This is a genomic window from Kitasatospora sp. NPDC094016 (genome assembly GCF_040304045.1).
Taxonomy (GTDB): Bacteria; Actinomycetota; Actinomycetes; order Streptomycetales; family Streptomycetaceae; genus Kitasatospora.
On the sequence record NZ_JBEOUK010000035.1, the window covers coordinates 12,520 to 25,578 of the forward strand.

At 73.3% G+C, this 13,059-nt stretch carries 11 protein-coding genes and 1 riboswitch; of the genes, 5 read left to right on the top strand and 6 right to left on the bottom strand.

Going from position 1 to position 13,059, the window contains the following annotated elements; all coding sequences use genetic code 11:
• Positions 1-49: 49 nt before the first annotated feature.
• The 5 genes from ABT015_RS27225 to ABT015_RS27245 all read right to left on the bottom strand — a co-directional run bounded on the left by ABT015_RS27225 (position 50) and on the right by ABT015_RS27245 (position 8,316).
• Entirely contained in the window at positions 50-3,730 is a 3,681-nt protein-coding gene (locus ABT015_RS27225; protein ID WP_350883529.1) for a SpoIIE family protein phosphatase, read from the bottom strand.
• Positions 3,731-3,936: 206 nt separating this feature from the next.
• Positions 3,937-5,118, bottom strand: coding sequence for an alpha/beta hydrolase family protein (locus tag ABT015_RS27230; protein WP_350883531.1), 1,182 nt, complete (start codon positions 5,116-5,118; stop codon positions 3,937-3,939).
• A 210-nt stretch (positions 5,119-5,328) separates the two neighbouring features.
• On the bottom strand, positions 5,329-6,093 hold the full coding sequence (locus ABT015_RS27235) for a hypothetical protein (RefSeq protein WP_350883533.1): 765 nt from the start codon (positions 6,091-6,093) through the stop codon (positions 5,329-5,331).
• Positions 6,094-6,596: 503 nt separating this feature from the next.
• Positions 6,597-7,664, bottom strand: a complete 1,068-nt coding sequence (locus ABT015_RS27240) for a glycoside hydrolase family 19 protein (protein WP_350883666.1) — start codon at positions 7,662-7,664, stop codon at positions 6,597-6,599.
• Between the two features lie 238 nt (positions 7,665-7,902).
• The gene (locus ABT015_RS27245; RefSeq protein ID WP_350883535.1) at positions 7,903-8,316 is read right to left on the bottom strand and encodes an HIT family protein; all 414 of its coding nucleotides are present in this window, start codon (positions 8,314-8,316) and stop codon (positions 7,903-7,905) included.
• Positions 8,317-8,484: 168 nt separating this feature from the next.
• Here ABT015_RS27245 and ABT015_RS27250 point away from each other — a divergent pair, with 168 nt between their 5' ends.
• Complete coding sequence (locus tag ABT015_RS27250) at positions 8,485-8,673, top strand: YegP family protein (RefSeq protein WP_350883537.1); 189 nt, start codon at positions 8,485-8,487, stop codon at positions 8,671-8,673.
• Between the two features lie 51 nt (positions 8,674-8,724).
• On the opposite strand, the gene ABT015_RS27255 is transcribed toward ABT015_RS27250, so the two are convergent.
• On the bottom strand, positions 8,725-9,420 hold the full coding sequence (locus tag ABT015_RS27255) for an MSMEG_1061 family FMN-dependent PPOX-type flavoprotein (protein WP_350883539.1): 696 nt from the start codon (positions 9,418-9,420) through the stop codon (positions 8,725-8,727).
• Between the two features lie 141 nt (positions 9,421-9,561).
• Between ABT015_RS27255 and ABT015_RS27260 the strand changes: the two genes are divergently transcribed.
• The 4 genes from ABT015_RS27260 (at position 9,562) to ABT015_RS27275 (ending at position 12,990) form a co-directional block, all read left to right on the top strand.
• Entirely contained in the window at positions 9,562-9,876 is a 315-nt protein-coding gene (locus tag ABT015_RS27260; protein ID WP_350883541.1) for an antibiotic biosynthesis monooxygenase family protein, read from the top strand.
• 197 nt (positions 9,877-10,073) lie between these two features.
• Positions 10,074-10,201: riboswitch (FMN riboswitch) on the top strand.
• Positions 10,202-10,409: 208 nt separating this feature from the next.
• Positions 10,410-11,072 carry a riboflavin synthase gene (locus ABT015_RS27265; RefSeq protein ID WP_350883543.1) on the top strand — a complete coding sequence of 221 codons (663 nt, stop codon included), beginning with the start codon at positions 10,410-10,412 and terminating at the stop codon, positions 11,070-11,072.
• A gap of 56 nt (positions 11,073-11,128) precedes the next feature.
• Positions 11,129-11,716: a nicotinamide mononucleotide transporter family protein gene (locus ABT015_RS27270; RefSeq protein ID WP_350883668.1), complete on the top strand. Its 588-nt coding sequence runs from the start codon at positions 11,129-11,131 to the stop codon at positions 11,714-11,716.
• Positions 11,713-12,990, top strand: coding sequence for a bifunctional 3,4-dihydroxy-2-butanone-4-phosphate synthase/GTP cyclohydrolase II (locus tag ABT015_RS27275; RefSeq protein ID WP_350883545.1), 1,278 nt, complete (start codon positions 11,713-11,715; stop codon positions 12,988-12,990). Before ABT015_RS27270 ends, ABT015_RS27275 begins: the two co-directional genes overlap by 4 nt.
• Positions 12,991-13,059: the final 69 nt, after the last annotated feature.

A 13,059-nucleotide genomic window follows, 5' to 3' on the forward strand; every position in this document is an offset into this window, starting at 1 on the left:
CGCGCCGCCCGGTCGCGGGCCGTGCCACCCCGCCCGGTCGCGGGCCGGATCACTCGGACGGGCTGCCCGGGGGCAGTTCCAGCTCGAACCAGACCACCTTGCCGTCCCCGGTGCGGCGGCTGCCCCAGCGGTGCGCGAGCTCGTTGACCAGGTGGATGCCGCGCCCGCCCTCGTCGTCGGCACGGGCGCGCCGGATCCGGGGCGTCTCGCTCTCCTGGTCGGCGACCTCGACGGTGAGCGCCCGGTTGCAGAACAGCCTGAGCTGGGTGGGGGATCCGGCGTGCACCAGGGCGTTGGTGATCAGCTCGCTGGTGAGAAGTTCGGCCCAGTCGGCGAGCGCTTCGAGGCCCCAGGCGGCCAGCGTCTCGCGGGTGAAGCGGCGCGAGTGGGCGACCATCGCGCGGTCACCGGTGAGCGGCAGGCTGGCGATCCGGTCCGCGCCGACCGGCCGGACCTGCGCCATGATGACGGCGATGTCGTCCTCGCTGGTGGGGCCGGTGAGTTCGGCCAGGACGGCGTCGCAGGTCTGCTCCAGTGAGCGGCGCCGGTCGGCGATCGTCCGGCAGAGCAACTGCAGCCCCTCGTCGATGTCGTGGCCCCGGCGCTCGACCAGCCCGTCGGTGTAGAGCGCCAGGATGGCCTCCTCGGGGAGGGTGAACTCCACGCTCTCGAAGGGCACCCCGCCGACGCCGAGCGGTGCGCCGGGCGGCAGTTCGACCAGGTGCGCCCGCCCCTGCGGATCGGCGACGACGGGCGGCAGGTGGCCGGCGCAGGCGGCGGTGCAGTGGCGGTCCACCGGGTCGTACACCACGCAGACGCAGGTGGCGAACTGGCCCTCGCCGAGCGCGCTGGAGGCCTCGTCCAGCCGGTGCAGGACGCGTTCCGGATCCAGATCCAGGGTGATCAATGTTCGGGCGACAGTGCGCAGTTGGCCCATGGTGGCGGCGGCCCGGATGCCGTGTCCCATCACGTCGCCGACGATCAGCGCGACCCGCCCCGAGGAGAGCGGCACGACGTCGAACCAGTCGCCGCCGACCTCGCTGACCACGCTGCTGGGCAGGTAGCGGTAGGCGAGGTCCAGGCCGAGCGTGCGGTGGATCTCCTGCGGCAGCAGGCTGCGCTGGAGGGTGAGCGCGGTGTCCCGCTCGCGCCGGTAGAGCCGGGCGTTGTCGATCGCGAGGGCGGTGCGCGCGGCGAGTTCCTCGGCCAGCGAGCGGTCCTCCGGGCCGAACGGCTCCGGGTTGCGGGTACGGACGAACTCCGTGCCGCCCAGCACGAGTCCGCGCGCCACCAGCGGCACCATCAGGTACGAGTGCACCCCGGCGGCCAGCCCCGGCTGGACCCGGTCGGGCGAGGCGGCGATCCGGCGCATCTCCTCCTCGGTCACCTCGGAGACCAGGATCGAGCGCCGGGTGCGCAGGCTCTGGGCGTACAGCTGGGCGGACTGCGAGGTCTCGCCGACCTGGTCGGAGGCCGCCGTCATGGAGCCGTCCCGGGTCGCCTCGCCGACCGCCACCGCCCGCATCAGGATCGTCTCGTTGTCCGGGACGGGGCCGGGCTCCTCGCCGCCGAGCACCGCGTCGCGCAGGTCCACGGTGACGAAGTCGGCGAAGCGCGGGATCACCACCTCCACCAACTCCTGTGCGGTGCGGTGCAGATCGAGAGTGGTGCCGATCCGGGTGCTGGCCTCGTTGAGCAGCGACAGCCGCTGCTGCGCGGCCCGCGTCTCGTCCAGCGCCCGTTGCCGGGCGGCGGCCGCGTCGCGCTCGCGGGTGAACAGCAGCGCGTTGTCGATGGACACGGCGGCCCGCACCGCCAACTCGCCGGCCAGCGCCAGGTCCTCCTCCTCGTAGGGGCGCTCCACCAGGGTGCGGTAGAAGCCCGCGACGCCGACCGCGGTGCCGCGCGCGATCAGCGGGACGACCATGAAGGAGTGGACGTTCTGCTCCCGCACCGCCGCGGCGCGCACCGGGTCGTCGGCGAACCAGGCCATCCCCTCCGCGTCCATCCGCGGCACCAGGACCGGCCTGCGGTGCGCCAGGCTCCACGCGTACGGCGTGCCGGGGACGAAGCGGTGCACCCCGCCGAGCCGGGCGACCGGCCGCAACGTCGAGCCGGGCACCGAGTGGAAGGCCATCCGCCGCAGCAGCGCCGAACCGTCCGCCGGGGCGCGGGCCTCGCGTTCGCCGCGGACCAGGTCCTCCAACACCTCCACCACCACGGAGTCGGCCAGCCTGGGCGTCGCCACCTCGGCCAACTCCTGCGCGGTCTGGGCGAGATCGAGGGTGGTGCCGATCCGGGTGGAGGCCACGTTGACCAGCGCCAGCCGCTCCTGGGCGGCCTTCGCCTCGCGCAGCGCCTGCTGCCGGGCCAGGACGGTCTGGTGCTGGCGCAGGTAGAGCCGGGCGTTGTCGATCGCGACGGCGGCCCGCGAGGCCAGCTCGTCGCCGAGGGTGATGTCGGCCTCGGCGAACGACTCCCGGTCGCCGCGCCGCGAGTACACCACCATGCCGAGCGTGGTGCCGCGCGCCACCAGCGGGGTGATCCGCACCGAGCGCGGCCGGTCGCCGAGGTAGGCCCGGCGGTGGCTCTCGGTGATGGCCGCGCTCAGCAGCGGCAGCTCCCAGGACGGCACCACCACCGTCCGCCCGGTGGCCAGCGCCCGGGCGTACGGGGAGTCCGGCGTCAGTTCGTACAGCGAATCCACCGGCAGCGACTCGGCCGGGTACAGCGGGTCGGTGGTGGCCAGGGCCAGCCGGCGGACCAGTTGCGGCGCGTCCGGGTCGGGCGGTTCGACGTTCCGCCCGGCCACCAGCACCTCCAGCGCGAACACCCCGCTGATGTCGGCGACGCTGGGCACCATCGCGTCGGCCAGCTCCCGGGCGGTCTGCCGGAGGTCGAGCGTGGTGCCGATCGAGGCGGTCGCGTCGACCAGCAGGGCCAGCCGCTCCTGGGCCCGCGCCGCCCGGGCCTCGGCGCGGAACCGCTCGGTGACGTCGATGACGGTGGAACTCACGCCGAGCACCCGGCCGCCGGGTTGCTCCAGCCGGAAGTACGAGGCGGACCACGCGTGGTCGTGCTGCGGGTCGCCCGGGGTGCGGCCGTGCGAGCGGGTGTCCACCACCGGTTCGCCGCTCTCCAGCACCCGCCGCATCACCGCCTCCGCCTCGGCGCCGTTGATCCCGGGCAGCACCTCGGTGAGCCGGTGGCCGAGCTGCTCCTCGACGGACAGGCCGTTGGCCCGGGCCAGCGCCTCGTTCAGCCGGATGAAGCGCAGCTCGGGGTCGAAGACGCCCATGCCGACCGGGGACTGGGTGAAGAACCCGTCGAGCACCGCCAGGTCCGCCTGGATCCGGCGCAGCGTGGTCACGTCGGAGGCGACGGCCAGCACCAGCGTGCGGCCGTCCGGCCCGGTGATCGGATGGGTGCGGAACTCCAGGTTCACCAGGTGCCCGTCCCGGTGCCGGACCGGGAACACACCGGACCAGGCCCGGCCGTGCAGGATCTGCTGGAACAGCTCCAGCACCTCGGGCCGCTGCTCCTCGGAGGTCAGCAGCTTGGCGGCCTTGGCCCCGATCGCCTGCCCCGGGGAGTAGCCGAGCAGTGCCTCCGCGTCGCCGCTCCAGTGCAGGATCCGGCCGTCGGCCTCGATCAGCGCCGTTGCGATCGGCACCATCAGCAGGGCGTCCTGTTGCGGCTCGCCCAGGTGGTGTTCGTTGTCGTTCACCATGGCCAGAGAACCGTCCGGAGATCGTCCCCACCAGCCCTGCCATCTTCGCACGCGGCCCCGGCGGGCCGCTCACCGTAGCGGCTCACCGGAGCGGCAGCGGGCGCTCCGGGGAGAAGCCGTCGAGCTCCCGGCGGTACCGCCGCTACCGGCGGCACCGCGGCGGGGCCGCCGGCAGGCTGCAGGCGGCCCCGCCCACCCCGCCCCGGTCACGGCCGGAACGTCACCTCCGGATCGGCGGCGGTCGGCCCGTCGAGGAGCGGCTGCCGCACGCCCTTGAGCTGGAGGTCGAAGAAGGCCGCCACGTACGAGCGGGTGAGCTCCGCGCCCCGCCCGCCCGACATCGTGGTGCCGGGAGGCTGGGGCAGGTTGAGCTTCTCGAAGAACAGCGGGAAGTCGGTGAAGGTGCCGTGGTTGGAGCCGGCGAAGGTCAACCAGCGCTTCCAGCCGTCGAGGTGCGGCCAGCTCTCCGTCCAGCTGCTGTCCTCGGCGCCGTCGGGCAGCGGGTGGCCGATCATCAGGAAGGGCTTGCCGCCGATCCCGGAGGCGGGGACGGTGACGTCCATGGTGCCGTCCAGGTCCACCCCGGCCCGGATCCGGTCGTCGGTGAGCAGGGACGGGACGGTCGAGGCGCCGCCGGCCGAGTGCCCGGCCATCCCGATCCGGTCGCGGTCGATCATGCGGGCGTAGCGCCACGCCGGGTGGGGGCGGGCGGTCAGCTGGTCGAGGACGAAGGAGACGTCCTTCGCCCGGCTGTTGTCCACGGCCGCCCAGGACTCCGGGGTCGTCAGCTTGTCGCACAGCAGGCACGGGAGGGTCTGCCCGTCGGGGAACGTCGTCCCGGTGTTCTCGTAGGTGTGGTCGACCAGCGCGACGACGTACCCGCGACTGGTCAGGTCCTCGGCGAGGCCGCTCAGCGAGGCCCGCGGCATGGTGAAGCCCGGCGACAGCACCACCAGCGGGAAGTGGCCGCCCTGCGGGCGCGCGTCGGACTTCGCCCAGGTCCGGGTGCCGGTGACCGTCTCGGTCGGGATGGTGTTGCCCGGGAGCTTCCCGTCCAGCAGCATCCGGGCGGCCGCAGGGGTCATGTACGGGGCCGCGCTGCCCGTCCCGGCCTTCGCGGGGTAGTACATCGACACCATCAGCTGGCGCGGACCGGCGGAGGGGACCCACGGATCCGGGCGGTCCTGGTCCACCAGGTGCAGGATCTCCTGCCCGACCGCGTACGGGCCGGTCGGGCGCGGCAGGTCGACGTGGACGGCGGCGGGGTCGGGAGCGGAGGCGTTCGCCGGGGCGGCGGGAGCGGCCAGGGCCGGCGCGGCGGCGGCGACGGACAGGGGCAGGGTGAGCAGCAGGGCCGCCGTGGCGGCGGTGGTGCGAAGTCGGTTCATGTGAGGGACGGTAGGCCGGGGGAGCGGAAGTTGACGTCCCCTCAGCGGTGTACAGATCCCTTCCGGGACGTGCGGGTGGGGACCCTTAGGGGTCGGCCGGATGGACGCCGGCCGGGCCGGGCCGGACCGGAGCAGGCCAGGGTCGCTTGAGGAGCCGGACCCACCGAGGAGCAGTGGGTTCGGGAGTCCAACCCCCGGGTCGCCCTCCGGTCAGAGGCTCAGGGCCCGGACCTCCTCGACGAAGGCCGCCGCCGCACCGGCGTTCGGCACCGGGAGGGTGAGCGGCAGGCCGGCCGAGTGGGTCCGGATCTCCAGCTCCCCAAGCTCCGAGGCCCGCGCGGACCGCACCTCCGCCCACCGGAACGCCTCCGTCGCGGCGAGCGGGTGCGGCGGCCGGTGCACCAGCCCGCCGGCCGTCAGCGTCAGCCGCCCCCGGGCGAACCGGACACCGCCCTCCGTGCGCAGCGCCTCGTGCAGTGCGGCCCGGAGGGTCGGGCGGAGTCGCTCGTCGAGCTCCCGGAACAGGTCGTCCAGCTGCCGCAGCTGCGCCAGTGGCAGCGGCTCGTCCGCGCCGACCAACCAGATCCGACCCTGCTCGCCCACCCCGTGCCGCCCGCCGGGGGAGTACTCGGTGGCCTCCACCGCGCTCCACGGCAGGGGCCGCTCCGCGCCGTCCGACCCGACCAGCACCAGCCCGTGCTCGTGCACCCGGACGGCCCGCAGGCCCGCCGCCGGCCGCAGCCGCCCGTACCCGCTCGCGGCCGTGATCGCCGCCGCGGCCACCACGGGCGCGGGCCACCACTCCCCGCTCGCCAGCCAGGCCGCCCCGGCGACAGCGGCCGACGCCGCGTCCAGCCATGCCCGGGTCCGCCACGGCAGCGGCCGGAACCGCCGGTACACCCGCACCGCCCGGCCGAGCCGCCCGTCGCCGCCCGCGACCGACCGCGCCCGCGCCAAGGGCCACACCACTGCCACCTCGGCCACCTCCCGCTGAGCGAACACCACAACCGGAACCACGACTGTCGGATTCTCAGCATCGACCGACCGCCGCGCCCTCGAACAGGGCCAATTCGTACCTCTTGGCCCTGAAACGACCTCACCCCATCCTCCACCTAGCTCCGCCGCCGGCCGCACCCGGTCCTCCCACCGGGCCCGCTCACCACCTCGCCCCGGCTCCGGCCCGGCCTCGGCTCGTCATCTCGTCGTCGCGTACTCGTCCTGCAGCGTGCGCAGCAGGGCCGTCTCGGCCGGGACGGCGACACCGCCGGGCCGTATGCCGGCGAGCACATGCCTTGAGCGTAGGGGGCCGCGACCTGCGAAGTCGTCCGCCGGAACGACGATTTCGGCCGCCCTTCGCTGCTCCCGCAGGAGTACGCCCCCACATGAGTACGCCCCGCTACGCTCGGCGGCGTACGGGCACCACGGTGTGATGACCGGTCCGGGCGTAGCGGGGCGCGCGGTGGGGCGGGGGCGAGCCGTCAGCAGCTCAGGTTGCCCCCGGGGACGGTGCCGAGGATCTGGACGAAGCTCTGGTACAGGCTGATCCGGTGCTGCATCTGGGCGGTGTTGTTGCCGTTGCACTCCAGCGAGCCGTTGATGCTGCGGATCGTCTCACCGAAGCCGTACCCGTTGACCATGGCGTTGTGCGCGGTCATGGTGCCCGGCCCGTTCTGGGTGTTCCAGTACCAGAGGCCGGTCTTCCAGGCCACCGCCGGGTCGGTCTGCACCAGGTTCGGATTGTGCAGCAGGTCGATGCCGAGCGCGTCGCCGGCGGCCTTGTAGTTGAAGTTCCAGCTCAGCTGGATCGGCCCGCGCCCGTAGTACGCGGCCTGCCCGGCCGGGCATCCGTACGGCTGCGAGGTGTCGCAGTAGTGCGGGTAGTTGGAGGTGTTCTGCTCGACCACGTACACCAATCCGCCGGTCTCGTGGCTGACGTTGGCGAGGAACGCGGCGGCCTCCTGCCGGCGCACGGTGTCGCTGCCGGTGGTCGCGAAGCCGGGGTAGGCGCCGAGCGCGTCGAGCAGGCCCTGGTAGGTGTAGAAGGAGTTCCGGCCCGGGAACATCTGGTCGAACTGGGCCTGGCTGACCGGGAATCCGCCCGGGGTGGGCGGCTGGGTCGAGCCGCAGGTGTACGGCTCCCAGTACCAGGTGCTGATGACCGGGTCGTAGCCCGGGTTGTCGTGGGTGGCGCGGTAGTAGCCGCCGTTGGTGTACCGGACGATGTCGCCGGCGACGTAGGCGCGGCCGGCGGCCCAGGCGGGGTAGTCGCAGGTACCGGACGTCGGGGTCGGCGTCGGGTCGGTGGACCCGCCGCAGGAGCCCTGGTCGGCCCAGACCCCGGTGCCGCCGGTGCTCGGGGGCTCGTTCTGGGTCCACCACTTGGCGGTCCAGTTGTGCCCGTTGTACGAGACGGCCGCGCCGCCGGTGTAGGCGGTGGCCGCGCTCCACGGCGTGCCGCAGGCGGCGGCGCTGGCGGAGGCGGGGAGGAGTACCGCGACCGCCAGCGCCGTGACCACGGCGGAGAGCAGCGCGAGCAGGCGTTTCATTGACACGTCATCACCCCTTGTGCGGTGGGGGCCGCACGTCGTCGTGACAGGGACTTGAGCGGGGCAGGGGAGCCGGGCCTCGTGCGGGGGTGCGCCAGGGGAGGCGACCGACCGGGGTGTGGGCCGGTGCGGGGCCGTGAAGGCGACTCAAGCGGAGTGTTCTATACCTGTCAAGAGAGTGGGTGAAACCGGATCGCAAATGCGGTGCGCACGCCCCCCGGCGCCCCCGCGAGCCCCCTCAGCCGCCGAGTACCGCCCGCAGCCGGGCCGCGACCTCCGCCGCCCCCGCCTCGTCCGGGTACGTCCCCCGCGGCCAGAAGAAGCCGCGCAACCCGTCCTTCGGATTGCGCGGCACCACGTGGACGTGCAGATGCGGCACCGACTGGCTGATCCGGTTGTTCGCCGCCACGAAGCTGCCCGCCGCGCCCAATCCGCGCTCCACCGCGGCGGCCACCCGCTGCACCTGGAGGAAGAACGGCCCCACCTCGGCGGCCGGCAGGTCCGCCAGGGTGCGGTGGTGGGCGCGCGGGACGACCAGCACGTGGCCGGGGAACAGCGGCCGCCGGTCCAGGAAGGCCACCGCCGCCTCGTCGTCCAGCACCCGGTGCGCGGGCTCCTCGCCCGCCACCACCGCACAGAAGACGCAGTCCATCCGTCCATTCAAACCACCGGGCGGCCGCCCCGGCACCTCCGCGATCGCGCGGTCGCGGGGCGTCACCCGTCCGGCCGCCGAGCGGGTGCGGCCGCCCGGTTCGGGGGCGCACGGTGCTGGAGGGGGTCGACCAGAGGCGCGCCGCGCGCCGCACGAGGAGGTGGCCCGATGGCGGGCAAGTTCGAGGTCTACGAGGACGCCGGCGGCAAGTACCGGTTCCGGCTCAAGGCGGGCAACGGCGAGATCGTCGCCACCGGCCAGGGCTACTCCAGCAAGGAGGCCGCCCACAAGGGCGTCGAGGCCGTCCAGCGGGCGGCCAGCGACGCGCCGGTGGTGGACCTGCCCAAGGCCGCCTGAGCACGCCGAGCGTCGAGCACCGAGCGTCGAGCACCGCCCGCGCCGCAGTGGTCACTCGTAGCGGTAGAGCAGCGCCTCCCGCTCGGTCTGCTCGATCATCTCGATGGTCAGCGAGTCGTCCCGCAGGTGCGAGAGGGTGATCTCGGCCGAGGTCGGCTGCGCGTCCTTGGCCAGCCAGTTCTCCGGCTTCCACGCCGAGCCGCGCAGGAAGGACTTCGGGCAGTGCGCGTACACCTCCTCGACGGCCACCACGATCGCGCTGCGCGGGGGCTTGCCGACGGCGGTCAGCTGCCGCAGCAGCTCCGGGTCGGTGGAGACGCAGGCCCGCCCGTTGACCCGGAGCGTGGTCTCCCGGCCCGGGACGACGAAGAGCAGCCCGACCCGGCCGTTCTCCAGGATGTTGTGCAGGGTGTCCAACCGCTTGTTGCCGGTGGCGTCCGGGATGGCCAGGGTGTGCTCGTCGAGGACGGAGACCACCCCGGCCGGCCCGCCGCGCGGGGAGACGTCGCAGCGCCCGGCGGCGTCCGAGCTCGCCACGAACACCAGCGAGGAGCAGGCGATCAGCCGCCGTGCGACCTCGTGCAGGTGGTCGACCTGCTTGCGGCGCGCGTGGTCGCCGGGCTGCTCGTAGATCTCGCGCAGCTGCGCCGGGTCGGTCAGCGCCCCTGCGCTGAGAGCGGCGAACAGGCTGCCCGGCGCGTGCGGAGCGGCGGTTGACGATATGACAGATTCCGGTGTGCTGGTCATACCGGAAATCTAGCCGAACCCCTTCCCGGCGCCCCCGGCCGCCGACCGGTGCAGCCCTCGGTAAAGCTTCCCCGCCACCCCTCCCCACCAGCGGTTCTGCGCTGATAATGGGGCCAGGCGCTCCGCTCGGAGGTGGTGGTCGTGATCGTGAGGATCTGGGCCGGGCAGGTCCTGGCCAGTCGCATCGAGGAATTCTGTGTGCTGCTGACAACCCAGGTGATTCCGCAGCTCGGGCGGACCGACGGCTGTCTGGGCGGCGAGCTGCTGCGCTCGGTGACCGAGGACGGACACCGGGTGCTCGTGGTGAGCCGCTGGCGCGACGAGGAGGCCCTGCGCGGGTACGCGGGGCCGATGTGGCGGATCAGGCCGGTCTGGTCGGAGGGCGAGCTGTGCTACCTCGCGCACCCGCCGGTGGTCAGCCACTTCACGTCGATCGCCGCACCCGCCACGCTCTGACCGCACCCGCCGTGCTCCGGCCGCACCCACTACCCTCCGTACGTGCTCGCCACCCTCCGTAGCTGACCGCCGCGTTGCGGGCGTCACCTACCACCCGGCCGCACATTCCCCGCATCCGCGTGAAACAGCCCACAGCGGAAGGCTCTCCCTGGGCTTGCGCGCGCCGTGGCAGAATGACCCCAACAGCAGTGACGTTCAGCGCACTCCGGGGTCGGTGAAAATCCGAACCGGCGGTTACAGTCCGCGACCCGTCCGCAGCCAGCGGCCGGTTGACCAGGTGAAATTCCTGGACCGACGGTTAAAGTCCGGATGGGAGGCGTGCGCGGGCGGACGAAGAGCAGTATCCGTGGTCCCCCGGTGGACCACGGCCAGGTGAACGGCGGGAGAGGTGTCTCCCGTGCCGGGTGAGCGATCTCCCGGCGGCCTCGGCATCCCGGCGACGGGTCGTGCCGTCGGCTCGCGCGCCGTTGCCCGTCCGTGTCATCTCCCATGCCACCCCGGAGTCCGCGCCCCCAAGCGCGAGGAGAACCCGGGTGTTCACCGGCATCATCGAAGAGCTCGGCCAGGTCGTGTCGATCGAGGAGATCGGCGACTCCTCGCGAATCCGCCTGCGCGGCCCGGTGGTCTGTACGGGTGCGCGGCACGGCGACTCCATCGCGGTCAACGGCGTCTGCCTGACCGTCGTCGACAGCCCAGACCAACTGGCGTCCGGTACGGGCGAGTTCAGCGCCGACGTGATGGCCGAGACGCTGCACCGCTCCAGCCTCGGCGAGTTGAAGCCCGGATCCCGGGTCAACCTGGAGCGCGCCATGGCGCTCGGCGACCGGCTCGGCGGCCACCTCGTCCAGGGCCATGTCGACGCCACCGGCACGCTGTTGGGCCGCGAGCCCGGCGAGCGCGACGCGGCCGGCGACCTGCGCTGGGAGGTGCTGCGCTTCTCGCTGCCCGACACCATCTCCCGCTACCTGGTGGAGAAGGGCTCGATCACGGTCGATGGCGTCAGCCTCACCGTGGTGGAGGCCGCCCGGGACAGCTTCACCGTCAGCCTCATCCCCACGACCCTCGCGCTGACCTCGCTCGGCGCCAAGGCCGTCGGCGAGAGCGTCAACCTCGAAGTGGACGTGCTTGCCAAGTACGTCGAGCGACTGCTCGACTCCCGCACCCTTCCCCCGACGATCGCCGGAGAGTCCAAGTGAACTGGCTCAGCGGAGAAGCGTTCACCGTCTTCGGCGAACACGTGAAGTGGGCCGACATGTTCGGCAACCTGCTCGGCCTGGCCGGGCTGGCCTTCGGCTGGCGCCGCTCGGTCTGGAGCTGGCCGCTCCAACTCCTGTCCGGCGCCGTGCTGATCGCCGCCTACCTCGGGGGCCACGTCCCCGGTCTGATCGGCAAGCAGCTGATCGTGCTCGTCACCGCGGCCTGGGGCTGGGCCCAGTGGCGGCGGGGCCGCCGGGACACCGGCACGATCGCCGTCCGCTTCGCCACCTGGCCAGAGCGGGCCGCCCTGGTGGTCGGCACCGCGGCCGGCACCGTCGCGCTGGCCTGGCTGTTCACGGCCCACCCCAGCCTGTCCTGGAGCCCCTGGTCGGACGCCTACATCTTCGTCGGCACGCTGGCCGCGATGGTCGCCCAGGCCCGTGGCTGGCTGGAGTTCTGGTTCGCCTGGATCGCCGTCGACGTGGTCGGCGTCCCACTGGCCTTCAACAACGGCTACCCCTTCTCCGGCCTCACCTACTCGATCTACTTCGTCCTGGTGCTGCTCGGCCTGCGCTCCTGGTGGCTGAGCAGTCGTGAGCCGCGCGTCAACTCCGCCACCGTCCCGCAGGGAGTCACGGTATGACCGAGAACCACACCGCCGACCGCGAGCGCGAGGCGGCACCCGAACTCGTCCTCGACCCGGTCGAGCGCGCGATCGCCGACATCGCCCTCGGCCGCGCCGTGATCGTGGTCGACGACGAGGACCGCGAGAACGAGGGCGACATCGTCTTCGCCGCCTCCGCCGCCACCCCCGAGCTGATGGCCTTCACCATCCGCTACAGCTCCGGCGTGATCTGCGCCCCGCTGACCGGCGACGAGCTGGACCGGCTCAAGCTGCCGCCGATGACCCAGGTCAACGAGGACCGCAAGGGCACCGCGTACACCGTCTCGGTGGACGCCCGGGAGGGGGTCGACACCGGCATCTCCGCCGCCGACCGCGCCCGCACCGTCCGGCTGCTGTCCTCGCCCGGCACCGAGCCGGGCGACCTCACCCGCCCCGGGCACGTGTTCCCGCTGCGCGCGGTCGAGGGCGGCGTGCTGGTGCGCCCCGGCCACACCGAGGCCGCCGTCGACCTGGCCCGGCTCGCCGGACTGCCGCCGGCCGGTGCGATCGCCGAGGTGGTCAACGACGACGGCACCATGGCCCGGCTGCCCGAGCTGGTCGCCTTCGCCCGCGAGCACGGCCTCGCGATCATCTCCATCGAGGACCTGATCGCCTACCGCCGCCGCACCGAACTGCACGTCGACCGGGCCGCCGTGACCGCCCTGCCCACCGTCCACGGCGAGTTCACGGCCGTCGGCTACAAGGGCACCATCGACGGTGTCGAGCACCTCGCGCTGGTGGCCGGCGGCCTCGGCGCCGACGGCCGGCTGCCCGAGGGCGAGGATGTCGTGGTCCGGGTCCACTCCGAGTGCCTGACCGGCGACGTCTTCGGCTCGCTGCGCTGCGACTGCGGCCCCCAGCTGGAGGCCTCGCTGCGCAAGGTCGCGGAGTCCGGCCGCGGCGTGGTGCTCTACCTGCGCGGCCACGAGGGCCGGGGGATCGGCCTGGCCCACAAGCTGCGCGCCTACGAACTCCAGGAGCAGGGGCGCGACACCGTCGACGCCAACCTCGACCTCGGCCTGCCGGCCGACGCCCGCGACTACAGCATCGCGGCGCAGATGCTGGTGGACCTCGGCGTCCGCTCGCTCACGCTGCTCACCAACAACCCGGAGAAGCTCACCGCGCTCACCGAGCACGGCCTCAAGGTCAAGGGGCGCGAAGCGGTCGAGATCGCGCCGGGTGAGCACAACCTGCGCTACCTGCGCACCAAGCGCGACCGGATGGGCCACGACCTGCCCGGCCTCGACTCCTGAACCCGCCCCGCGCCCCTCGCACCACACCCACGCCCCACGCACCACGCACCACCTCACGCACCACCACCA